General features: G+C 68.6%; 13 protein-coding genes and 1 pseudogene. 4 read left to right on the forward strand and 10 right to left on the reverse strand.

Annotated features, from left to right (window positions below; translation table 11 throughout):
* Window positions 1–18 precede the first annotated feature (18 nt).
* From C1933_RS15730 to C1933_RS15745, 4 genes and pseudogenes are all read left to right on the forward strand, one after another.
* Entirely contained in the window at window positions 19–576 is a 558-nt protein-coding gene (locus C1933_RS15730) for a flavin reductase family protein (protein ID WP_108754007.1), read from the forward strand.
* A gap of 34 nt (window positions 577–610) precedes the next feature.
* Window positions 611–2,563, forward strand: a complete 1,953-nt coding sequence (locus C1933_RS15735) for an acetyl-CoA hydrolase/transferase C-terminal domain-containing protein (protein WP_108754008.1) — start codon at window positions 611–613, stop codon at window positions 2,561–2,563.
* A gap of 99 nt (window positions 2,564–2,662) precedes the next feature.
* Entirely contained in the window at window positions 2,663–3,211 is a 549-nt protein-coding gene (locus tag C1933_RS15740) for an NADAR family protein (RefSeq protein ID WP_108754009.1), read from the forward strand.
* A gap of 122 nt (window positions 3,212–3,333) precedes the next feature.
* Window positions 3,334–3,453, forward strand: a pseudogene (locus C1933_RS15745) (IS110 family transposase); the annotation flags it as partial.
* A 76-nt stretch (window positions 3,454–3,529) separates the two neighbouring features.
* Here the strand turns inward: C1933_RS15745 and tkt are convergent.
* The 10 genes from tkt to C1933_RS15795 form a co-directional block, all read right to left on the reverse strand.
* Window positions 3,530–5,527 (reverse strand): transketolase, encoded by a 1,998-nt coding sequence (gene tkt, locus C1933_RS15750; protein ID WP_108754010.1) that lies wholly within the window; start codon window positions 5,525–5,527, stop codon window positions 3,530–3,532.
* Between the two features lie 126 nt (window positions 5,528–5,653).
* Window positions 5,654–6,076 carry a hypothetical protein gene (locus C1933_RS15755; protein WP_233614725.1) on the reverse strand — a complete coding sequence of 141 codons (423 nt, stop codon included), beginning with the start codon at window positions 6,074–6,076 and terminating at the stop codon, window positions 5,654–5,656.
* A gap of 77 nt (window positions 6,077–6,153) precedes the next feature.
* Window positions 6,154–7,473 (reverse strand): dicarboxylate/amino acid:cation symporter, encoded by a 1,320-nt coding sequence (locus C1933_RS15760; protein WP_108754011.1) that lies wholly within the window; start codon window positions 7,471–7,473, stop codon window positions 6,154–6,156.
* Window positions 7,474–7,530: 57 nt separating this feature from the next.
* Entirely contained in the window at window positions 7,531–9,231 is a 1,701-nt protein-coding gene (locus tag C1933_RS15765; RefSeq protein WP_108754012.1) for a BatD family protein, read from the reverse strand.
* A complete protein-coding gene (locus C1933_RS15770; protein WP_108754013.1) occupies window positions 9,228–11,030 on the reverse strand; it encodes a VWA domain-containing protein in 1,803 nt (600 codons plus the stop codon). Before C1933_RS15770 ends, C1933_RS15765 begins: the two co-directional genes overlap by 4 nt.
* Window positions 11,027–12,031: a VWA domain-containing protein gene (locus C1933_RS15775; protein ID WP_108754014.1), complete on the reverse strand. Its 1,005-nt coding sequence runs from the start codon at window positions 12,029–12,031 to the stop codon at window positions 11,027–11,029. Before C1933_RS15775 ends, C1933_RS15770 begins: the two co-directional genes overlap by 4 nt.
* On the reverse strand, window positions 12,028–12,477 hold the full coding sequence (locus C1933_RS15780) for a DUF4381 family protein (RefSeq protein ID WP_108754015.1): 450 nt from the start codon (window positions 12,475–12,477) through the stop codon (window positions 12,028–12,030). The genes C1933_RS15775 and C1933_RS15780 overlap by 4 nt, the downstream gene beginning before the upstream one ends.
* A complete protein-coding gene (locus C1933_RS15785; protein WP_108754016.1) occupies window positions 12,474–13,388 on the reverse strand; it encodes a DUF58 domain-containing protein in 915 nt (304 codons plus the stop codon). Before C1933_RS15785 ends, C1933_RS15780 begins: the two co-directional genes overlap by 4 nt.
* Before the next feature lie 8 nt (window positions 13,389–13,396).
* On the reverse strand, window positions 13,397–14,422 hold the full coding sequence (locus C1933_RS15790; protein ID WP_108754017.1) for a MoxR family ATPase: 1,026 nt from the start codon (window positions 14,420–14,422) through the stop codon (window positions 13,397–13,399).
* Between the two features lie 163 nt (window positions 14,423–14,585).
* Window positions 14,586–16,562, reverse strand: a complete 1,977-nt coding sequence (locus C1933_RS15795) for a type IV pilus secretin PilQ family protein (protein ID WP_108754018.1) — start codon at window positions 16,560–16,562, stop codon at window positions 14,586–14,588.
* Between the last annotated feature and the right edge of the window lie 9 nt (window positions 16,563–16,571).

Below are 16,571 nucleotides of genomic sequence, written 5' to 3' on the forward strand. Positions count from 1 at the left end.
ACCGCCCACGGAGCTTGCATGAAGCCCCTGCGCAAGAAGGACTACCCCGTCGAGGACGCACGCCGGTTCCTGGAACCGGGCCCGATCGTGCTGGTCAGCACCGCGGCGCAGGGCCAGCGCAACCTGATGACGATGGGCTGGCACATGGTGATGGGTTTCACGCCGTCGCTGGTGGCCACCTACCTGTGGAGCGAGAACCACAGCTTCGCCCTGGCCCGGGACAGCGGCGAATGCGTGATCAACGTGCCCGGCGTGGAGCTGCTGGACACGGTGGTGGATATCGGCAACTGCAGCGGCCGTGACATCGACAAGTTCGCCCACTTCGGCCTGGACGCGCTGCCGGCGCGCGACGTGGCTGCGCCGCTGGTGGGCCAGTGCCATTCCTGCTTCGAGTGCCGCCTGTACGACGACAGCCAGGTGCAGTCGAGCAATCTTTTCATCTGGGAAATCGTGCGCGCACACGTGGCGCCGCGGCCGAAGCTGCCGCGCACGTTCCACTACCGCGGCGATGGCCAGTTCATGCTGTCCGGCGCCGAAGTCTCGCGTCGACGGCGGTTCAAGCCCGACATGCTGTAATGCCCGCACTCCCCCGCACGCAGGACCTTGCCGCATGACCGAACACCTGACCGACCTGGACGCCGCCGTTGACTGGCTGTTCGCGCGCGTGGACGGGCCGCTGCGGGTGGGTGCGCCGCTGGCGCTGGGCAAGCCGCACCGGCTGTTGAATGCCTTGTATGCGCGGGTGGAAGCAGATCCGTCGCGACCACTGCAGCTGTACACCGCGCTGTCGCTGAACCCGCCCAAGGCGCGCGGCGATGGCCTGGAGGCGCGCTTCATGGCGCCGTTCGTGCAGCGCCATTTCGGCGAGGATTTCCCGCGCCTGGCTTACGCCGATGCCATCGCCCGCGATGCGCTGCCGGCACACGTGCAGGTGGAAGAGTTCTACATGCAGTCCGGCGCGCTGCTGGGTTCGCGGCAGGCGCAGTCCAGCTATACCAGCCTGAACTACACGCACGCGGCCGATGCGGTGGCCCAGCGCGCGCCGCAGGTGATCGTGCAGAAGGTGGCCATGCGCCCGGATGATCGCCGGCTGTCGTTGTCCTGCAACAACGACATCACCCAGGACACGCTGGATGCCATTGCCGCACGCGGCCTGCCGCGCCCGTTGCTGGTGGCCGAGATCGACCCGCAGCTGCCCTACCTGGGCGGTTCGGCCACGGTGGATGTGTCCTTCTTCGACCTGGTGATCACCCCGCCGCCGCCCTACCCCGCGCTGTTCGGCCTGCCGCGGCAGCCGGTGGCCGACGCCGACTACGCCATCGGCCTGTATGCCAGCACCCTGGTGCGCGATGGCGGCACGCTGCAGATCGGCATCGGCACCCTGGCCGATGCACTCAGCCACGCGCTGGTGCTGCGCCATATCGACAATGCGCGCTACCGCCGCGCTCTGCATGCGCTGGACCCACAGCTGGCCAGCCATCCGCTGGTGCAGGAAATCGGCGGGCTGGAACCGTTCGAGGTCGGCCTGTATGGCTGCAGCGAAATGCTCAACGAGGGCTTCCGCCGGCTGGTGCAGACCGGGGTGATCAAGCGCAAGGTGCACGACGATCTGGCCCTGATGCAGCGCATCGAGAACGGCAGCACGCTGTCGATCGACCACGCCACGCTGGCCGCCGAGGGTGAATACCTGCACGGCGCGTTCTACCTGGGTTCGCCGGAATTCTACGAATGGCTGCGCACCCTGCCCGAAGACGAATGCCGCGCGATCGGCATGCGGCGCATCAGCGAGATCAACCAGCTCTATGGTGGCAACGAGACCCTGGAGCGCCTGCAGCGCCGCCATGCGCGCTTCTTCAATTCCTGCATGATGGCCACCGCGCTGGGCGCGGCAGTGTCGGATGCGCTGGATGATGGGCGGGTGGTCTCGGGTGTGGGTGGCCAGTACAACTTCGTGGCCATGGCCCATGCGTTGCCGGAAGCACGCAGCATGTTGATGTTCCGCGCCGCGCGCGACGACAAGGGCCAGCGCGCCTCGAACGTGCGCTGGAACTATGGCCACACCACCATTCCGCGGCACCTGCGCGATATCTATCTGAACGAGTACGGCATTGCCGATCTGCGCGGTTTGACCGACGAGGACTGCGTGCAGGCGATGACCGCCATTACCGAAGCGCCGTTCCAGGCAGCACTGCTGGAGCAGGCGCACGCGGCGCGCAAACTGCGAGCCGCGCAGCAGCCGGATCCGCAGCGACTGCAGCGCAACACGCCTGCCGCGTTGGCGGCGGCGCTGGCACCCTTCCGCAGTGATGGCACCCTGCCCGACTACCCGCTGGGCAGTGATTTCAACGAGATCGAACAGGTGCTGGTGAAGGCGCTGGGCTGGCTGAAGGCCAATACGCAGACGCGCGGCGCGACGCTGCGCACGGCGTGGGCCGCGCTGCGCCAGCCGGCCGGCGATGGGGATGCGGTGTACCTGCAGCGCATGGGTCTGCAGGCGCCGAAGGATTTCGGCGAGCGATTGAACGCGCGGCTGCTGCGGCTGGCGTTGGCGCGCACCGCGTAATCGTGCGTACGGTGGCGCCGGGACATGCCCGGCGGAACGGCTTCAGTGCCAACCAAGGTTGGCACCTACCAGAGCATCACGGCACGCTATGCTTTGCCGATGAATGACGATTCCCGTTTCCTGCACGACCTGCAGCAACGCCAGGCCGCAGGCGAAGACCTGCGCTATCTGTGTTTCTGGGGCCACCAGCCGCCGCGCAGCGGTGTCTCTGCATCCTGCTTCAGCCAGTGGTACGACGCCGGCTTCGACATTGATGGCGTGCACTACCGCACCGCCGAGCATTACATGATGGCCGGCAAGGCGCGGCTGTTCGGCGCAAGCGTGCTGCTCGACAAGATCATCGCCAGCGCCACGCCGGACAAGGCCAAGGCGCTGGGCCGCCAGATCGAAGGCTTCGATGAAGCGCGCTGGGTGCAGGCGCGCTACGACCTGGTGGTGGCCGGCAACCGCGCCAAGTTCAGCCAGAACCTGGAACTGGGCGCCTTCCTGCGCGCCACGGCGGGTTGGGTGCTGGTGGAAGCCAGCCCGGTGGATTTCATCTGGGGCATCGGCCTGGCCAAGGACCACGCCGACGCGCACAACCCCGCGCAATGGCGCGGGCTGAACCTGCTGGGCTTTGCATTGATGGATGTGCGCGAGGCGATGTAGCGCTCATCCACGCATGGCGTGGATCTTATCTCTTGCCGATCTGGCACCTTGGGTGCCGAGAGCCCGGCGTGGGCGACCGTGTGGATCCAGGTCTTGCGACCGTGAAGTAGCTTGGGTCCCCACGCCGGATTCAAGCCAAGGGTAAGGCGAGCAAGGTGGCCCTCGTTGCGGTCATGCGCAAAATGCTGGTGATCCTCAATGCCCGCAAGCGGGACGCCGAGGTGGCCCTCGGCAGCCCCTGACAAGACAGTTGCTACTGCGCCGAACAAGAAAGGCCGGCTTGCGCCGGCCTTTCCCTTTCCTGCTTCGCGGGGCCGCTTACAGCGCCTTGGCTGCTTCCACCACGTGCGTGGCGGTGATGCCGAAGTGCTGGTACAGCTTTTCGGCCGGGGCCGAGGCGCCGAAGGTGTCGATGCCGATCACCGCACCGTCCAGGCCGACGAACTGGCGCCAGAAGCCGGTCACGCCGGCTTCCACCGCCACGCGCTTGCGCACGGCGTTGGGCAGCACCGATTCACGGTAGGCCGCATCCTGGCGCAGGAACACGTCGGTGGACGGCATGGAGACCACGCGGGTCTTCAGGCCGGCGGCATCCAGCTGCGCCTTGGCTTCGGTGGCCAGAGACACTTCCGAACCGGTGGCGATCAGGATCACGTCCGGGGTGCCGGCCGCATCGGCCAGCACGTAGCCGCCGCGTTCGATCTGCGCGATCTGCCCGGCATCGCGCGGCTGGTGCGGCAGGTTCTGGCGGCTGAACACCAGGCAGCTCGGGCCGTCCTGACGGGTGATCGCAGCCTTCCAGCTCACTGCCGATTCCACTGCATCGCAGGGGCGCCACACATCGTTGTTCGGGATGTAGCGCAGCGAGGCCAGGTGTTCCACCGGCTGGTGGGTCGGGCCGTCTTCGCCCAGGCCGATCGAGTCGTGGGTGTAGACGTGGATGGCATGGGCCGGGATCAGCGCGCTCATGCGCACGCCGTTGCGGGCGTAGTCGCTGAACACCAGGAAGGTGGCATCGAACGGAATGAAGCCACCGTGCAGGGCCAGGCCATTGGCAATGGCGGTCATGCCGAACTCGCGCACTCCGTAGTACACGTAGTTGGCGTTGGCGTCGTCGCTGGCGACCGACGTGCTGCCCTTCCACAGGGTCAGGTTGGAATGTGCCAGGTCAGCCGAGCCGCCGACGATTTCCGGCAGCAGCGGGGCGAAGGCTTCGATGGCCAGCTGCGAGGCCTTGCGCGATGCGATCGTCGGGCCTTCAGCCGCCACCTGGGCGATGTAGGCATCGGCCTTGGCGACGAAGTCGGCCGGCAGTTCGCCGTGCGAGCGACGGGTCAGTTCGGCCGCTTCGGCCGGGAACTGCGCGGCGTACTTGTCGAACTGCTGTTCCCACTCGGCCTGGCGCAGGGTGCCGGTACCGCCAGCACGCCAGCCGGCGTAGATCTCTTCGGGAATCTCGAACGGACCGTAGTTCCAGCCCAGCTGCTTGCGGGTGGCTTCCAGTTCGTCCTTACCCAGCGGCGCACCGTGGCTGGATTCCTTGCCGGCCTTGTTCGGCGAACCGAAACCAATCGTGGTGCGGCAGCAGATCAGGGTCGGCTTGTCGTCCTGCGACAGGGCCGCTTCGATGCCGGCCTTGATGCTTTCCGGATCGTGGCCATCGACATCGCGCACCACGTTCCAGCCATAGGCCTCGAAACGCTCGGGGGTGTTGTCGGTGAACCAGCCTTCGACGTTGCCGTCGATGGAGATGTGGTTGTTGTCCCAGAAGCAGACCAGCTTGTGCAGGCCCCAGGTGCCGGCCAGCGAAGCGGCTTCATGCGAAACGCCTTCCATCAGGCAGCCATCGCCCATGAACACCCAGGTGCGGTGGTCGACGATTTCCAGCTCCGGGCGGTTGAAGCGCTGTGCCAGCAGCTTCTCGGCCAGGGCGAAGCCCACGGCGTTGGCAAAACCCTGGCCCAGCGGGCCGGTGGTGGTTTCCACGCCCGGGGTCTCGTGGCGTTCCGGGTGGCCAGCGGTGTGGCTGCCCAGCTGGCGGAACTGCTTGAGCTGTTCGATCGGCAGGTCGTAGCCGCTCAGGTGCAGCAGGGCGTACTGCAGCATCGAGCCGTGGCCGTTGGACAGCACGAAGCGGTCACGGTTGAACCACTGCGGGTTGTTCGGGTTGTGCCGGAGATAGTCGTTCCAGAGGACTTCGGCGATATCGGCCATGCCCATGGGCATGCCGGGGTGGCCGGACTTTGCGGTTTCAACCGCATCGGCGGCAAGGAAGCGGATGGCGTTGGCCAACTGGCGACGGGTAGGCTGCGTCATGGTTCTGTCGGAATCGGGAGGCGGCCGCGGACGTGCGGGCCCCCCATTGTCCCACAGACCCGGGGCCGGGTTCAGGCGTAGGGCCAGATCCCTTGCCAGAGAAAGGGATCTGGCCCCGCCCGCCGCTTACTTCGGGGCGGCGGCCTCGATCACGGCGCACATCGACTTCTTCTGGAAGTCCTCGCCGGTGGCGTAGGTGGCCGGGGTGGTCTTGGTCACGGTGATCTTCGAGCCCTTGCCCTCGGCCTCGATCAGCACGTTCCACGGCAGGGTGGTCTGGCCACCGTTGAACTGGACGTTCTGCTCCATGGTGAGCATGCCCAGGTCCTTGTCCACGGTGGCCACCTTCAGGCCCGACTTCACGCCTTCGATCTGGATGCGCTTGAGCGCGTCAGCCGGCGTCGCGTTGGGCACTACGTCCCAGGTGGTGAAGGTGCGCCCGGCGAAAAAGCTGCCGGTCTTGGTGTAGTTGGTTTCACAGGCCTTCTGGGCACTGGCGTCGAAGGCCAGCAGGCCCAGGGCGGCGACCATCACGTACGAAATCCTCATTTCTGCTCCCGTTCGCACGGCGCCAATCCCGACGCCTTCCATGCGTCGGGATAGTATCCATGGCATTCAGGGCGCGTTCAATCGCGCGGCGCAGCCGGCTCCGGGCCATCGTGCGCTTCGCCCTTGGCCACCAGGGTGGTCAGGGCCAGGTCGCCGGTCACGTTCAGGGCGGTGCGGCACATATCCAGGAAGTGGTTCACGCCCAGGATCAGGCCGATGCCCAACGGGTTCACCCCGACCATGGCACAGATCATGGCCACCACCGGCAGCGAGCCGGACGGCACGCCGGCCGTGCCGATGCCGCCCAGGATGCACACGGCCATGACCATGACCTGCTGGCCGATGCTCAGGTCCACGCCGAAGAACTGGGCCAGGAAGATGACCGTCACACCCTCGAACAGTGCGGTGCCGTTCTGGTTGGCGGTGGCGCCCACGGTCAGCACGAAGCGCGACACGCGCTGCGGCAGGCCCATCTGGTCGGCCACGCGCAGGGCGGTGGGCAGGGTCGCGTTGCTGGAGGCGGTGGAGAAGGCCATCACCGTCGCTTCCTGGGTATCGCGGAAGAACGACAGCGGCGAACGGCCCGACAGCCACACGGCGGTACCGTAGGTCACCACCATGTGCAGGCCCAGGGCCAGCACCACCACGCCCACGTAGGCGCCCAGGCGGATGATCAGCTCGAAGCCGAACAATGCGGCCAGGTTGAACATGAAGCAGGCCACCGCATACGGGGCCAGGCGGATGACCAGGTTGATCAGGGTCATCGAGATTTCGAACACGCCCTCGATGGCGCGGCGCAGCGGCGCAACCTTCTCATCGTCGGTCAGCACCATGCCGATGCCGAACATCAGTGCGAAGAACATCAGCGACAGGATGGCGCCGTTGTCCGAAGCGGCCTGCAGCACGTTGCTGGGCACGATCGACAGCAGCATGTCCATGCCCTTGGGCGTGCCATGGATGCCGGCCACGATTTCCTTGCTGCGCTCGGCGTTTTCCGAAAGCATCAGCGCGGCGGTCTGCGGGTCCACGCCGGCGCCGGGCTTGAGCACGTTCACCAGCACCAGGCCGATGCCCACGGCAATGCCGGACAGCAGCACGGTATAGGCCAGGGTCTTCCAGCCGATACGGCCGAGGGCGCGGATATCGCCCATTTCCGACACACCCATGATGAGTGCCGAGAAGATCAGCGGCACGATCAGCATGAAGATCAGGTTGAGGAACAGGCCCGAGGCGGGCGTGGTGATGTAGTCCATCACCCACTTGGCGCCGGTCTGCAGGCCTTCCACGCTGCCACCCAGGGCGTGCACGATCAGTCCCAGGACCAGGCCGATCGCGAAGCCGATGCCCATCTTCCAGTGCAGGGGCAACTTCTTCTTGCCGGCAGCAGCTGCTGTCATATGCGGGGTTCCTCGAAAAATGAATCTACTCTAACAAAGCGCGCAGGCCGCGCTGGTTCAGGGTTGCCGCGTGGGGTACAGCGGCGCCAGCCCAGTGTCGCCGGCCGCGTGCGGGGCCGACCAGTGCGGTCCGTCACGGAAGGCCACCCGCAGGCGCGCCCGCAGCGCACCCAGTTCGCCCTGCCCGCCCCAGCGCGCCTGCTGCAGGTCCTGCAGCACCTGGCGCTGTTCGGCGTCGGCCAGGCGTTCGATCACCTGCTCCAGGCGGTCCACGCCGGCCATCTTGCACAGCTGTGCCTCTACCTGGTCGAAGCCGTCGGCATCCAGCGCGCGGCGCAGGTCGGCCGTGCTGCCGCCACCACGGCGGACCGGGGACGCCGCCGCGCCCGCCGGGGCACCGGCAGGCGCCGCTGCCCTGCGGCCACGGCGCCAGCCCCACAGCAGGGTCAGCAGCCACAGCACGACCAGCCCCACCACGGCGGCCACCCACGGCCATGCCGGCAGCGCGCGCGCCGTCGCGGCCAGGGCCGTCTGGGTCGCCGGGGTCGCATCCTGGCCGGGCAGGGCCGATTGCGTGTCGATCGGCTGCGGTGCAGGCACCCCGCCACGCCCGGCGCTGACCGCCAGGCGCAGTTCGGGCAGGCGCGCCTGCTGGGCCGTGCCACTGTCCACGTTCCACCAGGCCACGCTGGGCCCGGGCACCACCAGCTCGCCCGGTGTGCGCGGCACGATCGAATAGCGCCGGGTGATCTTCAGCCGCGGCGTGCTGCCGGTGAAGGTTTCATCGTATTGCGCCGGTTCGGCGAACACCTGCGCCGTATCGCCCAGGTCGGGCACCGGCAGGTCGGTGAACTGCGCGCGCGTGGCCCCATTGGCCACCGCTTCAACGACAACGGTGGCGGCCTCGCCGGTACGCGCGGTGGTCGGCGCACTGGTATAGCGCAGCTGCAGGCCGTGCAGCGGCAGCCAGGGCTGCGGCGCCTGCGCCGGTTGCTCGCGCACCTGCAGGGTGCGCTCGGGCGCGACGGCATTCATGCGGCCATCGCCGCCGTTGCCGAAGAAATCGTCGAAGAAGCCGCCGGCGCTGCGGCCGCTGAAGCGTGCGCCCGGCAGGCGCAGCGCACCGCTGCGTTCGGGAATGAGCAGGAAGCGCCGTTCAACCACGTTGTAGCGACGGCCATTGATCTGCCGCACGTCGGTGCGGTCCTCGCCCACCCGCTGCAGCGATGCGCCCTGCGGCGTATCGAGCACCAGCTCGCCCGAGGCCAGCTGCGAGGCGAAATACAGCCTCACCACCACGCCTACGCTCTGCTGCACGTAGGGCGTGTCATCGTCCACCTCGGTTTCGACGAAGGCGGCGGCATTGGTCTGCGCCGTCGCTACTGCCGCGGCATTCACCTGCAGGGTGAGCGGCACCGTGCGTGCGGCGCCGACCTGCAGCGAGGGGACCTGCAACGCGCCGGTGCGGCGCGGCGTCAGCAGCACCGTGTACACATCGCGGCGCTGCATGCCGCCATTGCTCCACTGCACCTGACGGCTGCTGCTCTGTGCGCCCAGCGCGAAATCGACGTTCAGCGGCGTGTAGTCCGGCGTGCCCTGGTCGGTTTCCACATTCAGGGTGACCGAGTCGCCGGCGGCGATGGTGTCCGGTTCCAGCCACGCACGGGTCTGTGCCATCGCGGCCAGCGGCAGCCACAACAGCCAAAGGGCCAGCGCCGGCAACGCCCAACGTTCATGCACGCGTGCCCTGCGCTTCATCGCCCTTCCCTCTTTCTACGTTCGTTTTCCAACTGGAACTTGGTGCGCAGCAGCGCTCCCGGATCATCGGGAACGCGGCGCATCCACGCTTCCACGGCCTGTTGTTCCTCGCGCTGCTGCGGGGTGCGGCCGTCGCTGCGCGCGGCCACCTTGCCGGCCTGGTCGGCAGGCTGCGCCTGCTGCAGGGACTGCTGCATGCGCTGGCGCTGCTGGGCATCGGCCTGCGCCTGCGCCTTGGCGTCGGCAGACTGTGGCGGTTGCTGCGAATCGCCCGCGCCCGAACCGTCCTGCTGCTCACCCGGTTTGCCGTCCTGCGGACGTTGCGGCTGGCCCTGCTGGCCTTGTTGACCCTGCTGCCCCTGTTGACCCTGACCCTGCTGGCCCTGCGACGGCTTGGGCTGCTGCGATGGGTTCTGCGACTTCGGCGGCTGTTTGCCCTGCCCTTCGTTCTTGCCCGGTGGCGGCTTGCGCTTGCGCGCGGCATCGACCACCGCGCGGTTGGCCACCGCATCAGCCATGCCCGGGTGCCTGGCCAGCGCCTTGTCATACGCGGCGATGGCGCCGTCATAGTCGCCCTGGCGTGCCAGCGCGTTACCCAGGTTGTACCAGCCGGCATCGCTGTCGATGCCTTCGAACTTCTGCCGGGCCGCCGCGAAATCGCCGTTGTGGTACGCCTGCACGCCTTCGGCCAGACGCTCGTGTTCGCGCTGGTCGCCGCGTTGCCACAGCGTGCCGTGCTCTGCGCGGGTGGGCGCGGCAGGCGGCGCGGCCTGCACCTGCCCGCTCAGCGGCAACAGGCCCACGGCCAGCACGGCGGCCAGCAGTGCGCGGCGACGGAACGCCAGCAGCGCCAGCAGCATCACCGGCGGCAGCAGCCAGTAGCCTTCGTCCTGCCACTGCCGGCTCTGGCCGGGACGCGCCTGTGCCTGCGCGCCGCTGCCGTCAAGTACATCCAGCGCCTGCAGGTCGCGATCATCGGCGGCAATGCGCTGGTAACGACCGCCGCCGGCCGTGGCCACTGCGCGCAGCCCCGTTTCGTCCAACGCGGCCTGCGCGATCTGGCCGCTGCTGTCGCGGTAAGCGGCACCGGCGGGCGTGCCCAGGCCCAGCACCGACACCTGCAGGCCGAGTGCGCGCGCCTGCGCCGCGGCCAGTGCTGCTTCGCCGTTGGCCTGGTCGCTGATCAGCAGGATGCGTCCGCGCAGCGCACCGGTCTGCCGCAGCAACTGGGTGGCCCAATCAATACCGCGGTCGGCACGCTGGCCATCACGCGGCATCACATCCGGCGCCAGCGCATCCAGGTACAGCGCCACGTTGGCCACATCGTCGGTCAACGGCGCCACCGTATAGGCATCGTCGGCGTAGACCACCAGGCCCACCTGCCCGCCCTGACGCGCCCGCAGCAGAGCGCCGATCTTGGCCCGTGCCTGCAGCAGGCGCGACGGCGGCAGGTCGGTCGCGGTGATGCGGCTGGACAGATCCAGCACCACCACCAGAGGCGCGCTGGACTGGAACAAGGGCTGTGTCTGTTGCCGCCAGCTGGGCCCGGCCAGGGCCAGCACGGCCAGCGCCCAGCCCAACACGATCGCCCACGGCAACCGCAGCCGTCGGCGCCCCTCGGCCGCCAGCAGGTGCGGCAGCAGATGCGCATCCACCGCCTGCCGCCAGCCTTCGCTGCGGCGCTGCCGCCACAGGGCGAAGGCGATGATCACCGGCAGCGCCAGCAACGCCCACAGCCAATCAGGCCGCAGGAAATGCAGCGCGTTCCAGTCCGGTAGGGCCAGCGACAGGGCGATCATCGGCGGCGCTCCGGCCACAGCCAGGCCAGCGAACCCAGCAACAGCGCCAGTGCCAGCGGCCAGGCGTAGCGTTCGTCGCGCGGGCGCGTGCTCGGGCCCTTGCCGGCGATCGGCTCCAGCCGGTCCAGTTCGGCATAGATGCCCACCAGTTCATCGGTATCGCGCGCACGGAAGAAGCGGCCGCCGGTCTGCTCGGCGATCCGCCGCAGCGTGGCCTCGTCCACCGGGTCACGATCGGCGGCGATGGGAATACCGAACAGGCGCATGCTGCCGTCGCCACCGAAGGCCACGGTGTGTACCCGCACGCCTTCGGCCTTGGCCAGCTCGGCCGCGCGCAGCGGTTCCAGCACGCCGGCATTGCTGACACCGTCGGTCAGCAGGATCAGCACCCGCTGCCCTTCCGGCTGCGCGCGCAGGCGCTTGACGGCCAGTGCGATGGCATCGCCGATGGCCGTTTCGCGCCCGGCCAGGCCGACCACGCTGTCGCGCAACTGGTCGCGCACGCTGGCCAGATCGGCGGTGATGGGGGTAAGCGTGTAAGCGCGGTCGCCGAACACCAGCAGGCCGACGCGGTCGCCGGCACGGCGGTCCAGGAAGTCGGCCAGCACCGCCTTGGCAGCGGTCAGGCGTTCCACCGCCTGCGGGCCCAGCACCATGTCCGGTTCGCTCATGCTGCCGGATACGTCCATGGCCAGCATCATCTGCCGGCCCTGCTGCGGCGGGGTGATGGCTTCGCCCAGCTGCTGCGGGCGGGCCATCGCCACGCACAGCGCGGCCCAGCCCAGCCACAGCAGCAGGGTGCGCAGCCACGACGCATTCACCCGCCCACCACCGGCCAGGGCCTGCAGTTCGGCGGCGGCATACGGCACGCGCAGCGCCGCGCCCGGCAATGCGCGGCGCGGCCAGAAGTGCATCAGCAGCGGCAGCGGCAGTGCCAGCAACGCCAGCGGCCAGGCCAGCTGCAGATCCGGCCAGGGCCAGTAGGAGGCCAGCAGGTTCATCGGCGGCGCTCCTGCAGCAGCTGCAGATAGCGCTGCCGCGCCCACGCGCGAACATCGTCCAGCTGCGAGGTTTCTATCTGCGGGCGGTACGGGCCTTCGGCCAGCAGGGTGCGCTGCGCATCGGGCAAGGCGTTGTGCGGATCGATGCGCGCCCACCAGGCCGCATCCTGCAGCGCTTCGCTGCCCGGTTGCGCCTGGCGTGCCGCACGTCGCAGCAGACCGCCAATCGCGGCCAGCTCGGCCGGACCAGTGCCGGCCGCCCGCAGTTCCTGGTCGAAGGCGTGCAACCAGCGCTGGCGGCGACGGCGACGCCGGACCACGATCACCACGATGACCGCCAGCACCAGCACCACGGCGGCGATCACCATCAGCCAACCCGGCGCAGGCGGCCACCAGGCCGGTGCAGGCGGCAGCGCAACGTCGCGCAGCGGCAGCGCGGCGCTCATGCCGGCACCTCGGTGGCCGCCGGGGCCAACCAGGCATCGCTGGCGGCATCGGTCGAGAGCAACTGCACATCGATGCGGCGCGCCACCAGGTGCCGTCGCAGCGCGTCCACCGGCGCGACGAAATGGGCATGCCAGTGCGCCTGCACATCGCTGCGGCGCAGGTCCAGACTGACCCGCTGCTGTGGCGACAGGAACTGCAGCGCGGCCGATGGCGGCTGCATTTCCAGCGGATCCACCAGCAGCAGCAGCGTCACGTCGTGGTGTTGGGCCAACGCGCCCCAGCGCGCAGGGGCGATGCGCAGGGCTTGCTGCGGATCGGCCAGCACCAGCAGCCGCGCACCGGGGCGCAGCACGCGGCTGGCGTGGTCCAGCGCGCGCTCCAGGCCCAGATCGTCGGCGGGCGGCTGCGCGTACCAGCGGGTAAGCGCGTCGAGCACGCGCAGCACGCCGCGCGGCCCGCCAGCAGGGGCTACCGGCGGTTCGCGGTCACTGCCGCGCAACGCCCCGATGCGGTCGCCACGGCGCTGCGCCGACCACGCCGCAATGGCGCCGGCACGCGCGGCCTGCACCGACTTGAAGCGCACGCGGGTGCCGAAATACAGGGCCGGCGCGGTGTCGGCCACGATCAGCGTGACCCGCTCGCGCTCGGCCTGGAACAGCTTGGTATGCGCGCGCCCGCTGCGGGCGGTCACCCGCCAGTCGATATGGCGCGCGTCATCGCCGGCCACGTACTCGCGCGACTCGGCGTATTCCATGCCACGGCCGCGCAGCGGCGACGGTGCCTGACCGGCAAGACCGGTGCGACCGCGACGCGGTGCCGGCGGGCGTTGCGCCAGGCCACGCAGGGCCACCAGTTCGGCCAACTGCGGTCGCAGGCCGTCGCCGGCGCTGGGCGTGGGAAGATCGGTCATGCGCGGACTCAGGGCGCGGGCACGCGGGCCAGCAGTTCCTGCACCAGGCGCTCGCCGTCCCAGCCTTCGGCGGTGGCTTCATAGCTGGGCAGCACCCGGTGGCGCAGCACGTCGGCGGCCACCGCCCGCACGTCGTCGGGGGTGACGAAATCGCGACCGGCCAGCCAGGCGCGCGCACGCGCGCAGCGTTCCAGGGCGATGGACCCGCGCGGGCTGGCACCCCAGGCGATGCGGCGGCCCAGTGCCGGGTCGTAACGGCCGGGATCGCGCGAGGCCAGCACCAGTTCCACCAGGTAGCGTTCCAATGCCGGCGCCATGTGCAGATCCAGCACCTGCCGGCGCGCATCGAAGACATCCTGCATCGGCAGCTTGTCCGGTGCCGGCGCCGCTTCACCCAGCGCACCACGCGCACGCTCGCGCGCCAGCCGCAGGATCTCGGCTTCGGCGGCCTGGTCGGGGTAGCCGATGCGCACGTGCATCAGGAAACGGTCCAGCTGCGCTTCCGGCAGCGGGAAGGTGCCTTCCTGCTCGATCGGGTTCTGCGTGGCCATCACCAGGAACAGCGACGGCAGCGCATAGGTGTGCCGGCCGACGGTCACCTGGCGTTCGCCCATGGCTTCCAGCAGCGCCGACTGCACCTTGGCCGGGGCACGATTGATCTCGTCAGCCAGCAGGATGGGATGGAAGATCGGGCCGGGCACGAATTCGAAACGGCCTTCCTGCGGGCGCCAGATCTCGGTACCGGTCAGGTCGGCCGGCAGCAGGTCGGGGGTGAACTGCACGCGCGCGAACTCGGTTTCCAGGCGTGCGGCCAGCGCGCGGATGGCGGTGGTCTTGGCCAGGCCGGGCGCGCCTTCCACCAGCAGATGGCCGTCGGCCAACAGCGCGATCAACAGGCGCTCGACCAGTGCGGCCTGGCCGACGATCTCCGCCGACAGCGCATCGCGCAGGGCGGTGAAGGCGGCATGCAGCCGCGAGGTGGCCGGCGCAGGCGGCGGGGAGATGGATTCGGGCATCGGCGGTGGCAGGTTCATGGGGGCCTTTGACCGGCGCAGGACGGCACGGGTTCCCCACATCATCGCAGGCTGGTCCGGGGATTGGATCAAGGATGGATGAATGGCCCTGCGCGCAGGGCGTGGATCCACAACGAAAAGGGGCCGCACATGGCGGCCCCTCTCGTACATCCGGTGGCACCGATCAGCTGCGCTTGGCTACGCGCAGCACCTTCGGGGTCACGAACACCAACAGTTCCGCCTTGTCCTTGTTGCGGCCGCGCTTCTTGAACAGATTGCCCAGGAAGGGCACGTCGCCCAGGAACGGCACCTTGCTGACGCTGTTGCGGTCGGTGAACTCGTACACGCCGCCGATCACCACGGTCTGGCCGTCTTCCACCAGCACGGCGGTGTTGACTTCGCGACGGTTGATGTTCGGCACCTGGCCGTAGCCTTCCAGCACGATGTAGCTTTCGACCTCGTCCTTCTTCACCGCCATGTTCAGGAACACGCGGTTGTCGTCGGTGATGGTCGGGGTGACCTTCAGCTCCAGCACCACTTCCTTGAACTGCACGTTCGGCGTGGCCGCAGCACCGACACCACCACCGCTGATGGTGACGTAGCCGATTTCCTTACCCTGCTTGATCAGGGCTTCGCGCTGGTTGGTGGTGACCACGCGCGGGTTGGAAATGACTTCACCACGCGACTCTTCCTGCATGGCCGACAGTTCCACGTCCAGCAGGTAGCCGGCGTTGAGGATCGACAGTGCCAGCGAACCGGGGTTGCTGGTGGAGGCCACCGGCAGGTTCCAGTTCAGACCGCGGGTGATGGACGAACCGACCGCGACAGGACGGGGGCCCACGCTTCCGCCCGCAACCCAGTCACGAACGGCCTTGGCATTGGTTTCCGCTGCGTCAACCTGCGACTTGCGGGTCGCGGCATTGGCATCCAGATCACCACTGAAGTACACGTTGTCGCGGCTGCCGCTGATGCCGAACTTCGCACCCAGTTCGCGGGCAAAGGTATCGGTGGCGATCACGATGCGGCTTTCGATCAGCACCTGGTCGACCGGGCGGTCGATCACCCCGATCAGCTCACGCATGCGCGCGATCTTCTTCGGAATGTCGCTGATCATCAGCGTGTTGGTGCGCTCGTCGGCCACGATGCGGCCGCGCGAGGACAGGAAACCACTCTCTTCCTGCGACGACGAACCACTGCCGCCACCACCCTGGCCACCACTACCGCCGCCGCCGATGCCCTTGGCTTCGGTCAGCGCTTTGAAGATCTGCGTGGCGCTGTGGTAGTTGATCTGCACGTAATCGGTCACCAGGTCTTCGCGGTTCTCGATCGCAATGCGCGCGTCTTCCTTTTCCTGCTCGAACTTGGCCAGTTCGGCCTGCGGCGCAACCCAGATCACGCTGCCGTCGCGACGCTTGTCCAGGCCCTTGGCACGCAGCACGATGTCCAGTGCCTGGTCCCACGGCACGTTGACCAGGCGCAGGGTCACGTTGCCCTGCACCGAATCGGAGGCCACCACGTTCAGGTTGGATTCTTCGGCGATCAACTGCAGCACGGTGCGCACCGGCACGTCCTGGAAGTTGAAGGTGACCGGCTTGCCGCTGTAGCCGCGCTGCGGCACGCCCTTGGCGGCCTGGCTGACGCTGCCGGCGCTGACCGCACCCACCGCGGCCGGAGCCTTGCGCGGGGTGATCTCGACCACGTATTCGTTGCCGCTCTGGTAGGCCAGCGATTCGACCGCACCGCCGGTGCTGAGCACCAGCTGGGTGCCGGCACCGGACGGCTTGGCGTCGATGCGCTGCACCGGCGTGGCGAAGTCGGTCACGTTCATCGGCTTCTGCAGGTTCGCCGGCAGGCGTGCGTTGCCCACATCCACGATCACGCTGTTGTCCTGCGTGCGCAGATCCGGGATGGCGCCCTGGCCGTCGAACTGCACGATCAGGCGGCCGCTGCCGTCGTCACCGCGCTTGAAGTCGATGCGCGACACCGCCAGGCTGGCCGGCGCGGTGGCCGGTGCAGCGACGGTGGTGCTGGCCGGCTTTGCAGCCGGTGCGGCAGCCAGCGCCGGAGCGCAGGCCAGCATCAACGCGACTCCCAGCGCGCTGATGCGGTTCAAGGTAGAGCGCCGGATGGGTCGCAGCCCCTTGGCTTGGTGAAAAGTCATCGTGCTATC

It is taken from the genome of Stenotrophomonas sp. ZAC14D2_NAIMI4_6, assembly GCF_003086875.1.
Taxonomy (GTDB): Bacteria; Pseudomonadota; Gammaproteobacteria; order Xanthomonadales; family Xanthomonadaceae; genus Stenotrophomonas.

Excerpts from the sequence above, each read along its gene's own strand:
- C1933_RS15780 (WP_108754015.1), bottom strand. The coding sequence starts at position 12,477 with ATGAGCGCCGCGCTGCCGCTGCGCGACGTTGCGCTGCCGCCTGCACCG.
- C1933_RS15740 (WP_108754009.1), top strand. The coding sequence starts at position 2,663 with ATGAATGACGATTCCCGTTTCCTGCACGACCTGCAGCAACGCCAGGCC.
- C1933_RS15790 (WP_108754017.1), bottom strand. The coding sequence starts at position 14,422 with ATGAACCTGCCACCGCCGATGCCCGAATCCATCTCCCCGCCGCCTGCG.
- tkt (WP_108754010.1), bottom strand. The coding sequence starts at position 5,527 with ATGACGCAGCCTACCCGTCGCCAGTTGGCCAACGCCATCCGCTTCCTT.
- C1933_RS15775 (WP_108754014.1), bottom strand. The coding sequence starts at position 12,031 with ATGAACCTGCTGGCCTCCTACTGGCCCTGGCCGGATCTGCAGCTGGCC.
- C1933_RS15735 (WP_108754008.1), top strand. The coding sequence starts at position 611 with ATGACCGAACACCTGACCGACCTGGACGCCGCCGTTGACTGGCTGTTC.
- C1933_RS15755 (WP_233614725.1), bottom strand. The coding sequence starts at position 6,076 with ATGAGGATTTCGTACGTGATGGTCGCCGCCCTGGGCCTGCTGGCCTTC.
- C1933_RS15760 (WP_108754011.1), bottom strand. The coding sequence starts at position 7,473 with ATGACAGCAGCTGCTGCCGGCAAGAAGAAGTTGCCCCTGCACTGGAAG.
- C1933_RS15730 (WP_108754007.1), top strand. The coding sequence starts at position 19 with ATGAAGCCCCTGCGCAAGAAGGACTACCCCGTCGAGGACGCACGCCGG.
- C1933_RS15765 (WP_108754012.1), bottom strand. The coding sequence starts at position 9,231 with ATGAAGCGCAGGGCACGCGTGCATGAACGTTGGGCGTTGCCGGCGCTG.
- C1933_RS15785 (WP_108754016.1), bottom strand. The coding sequence starts at position 13,388 with ATGACCGATCTTCCCACGCCCAGCGCCGGCGACGGCCTGCGACCGCAG.
- C1933_RS15795 (WP_108754018.1), bottom strand. The coding sequence starts at position 16,562 with ATGACTTTTCACCAAGCCAAGGGGCTGCGACCCATCCGGCGCTCTACC.
- C1933_RS15770 (WP_108754013.1), bottom strand. The coding sequence starts at position 11,030 with ATGATCGCCCTGTCGCTGGCCCTACCGGACTGGAACGCGCTGCATTTC.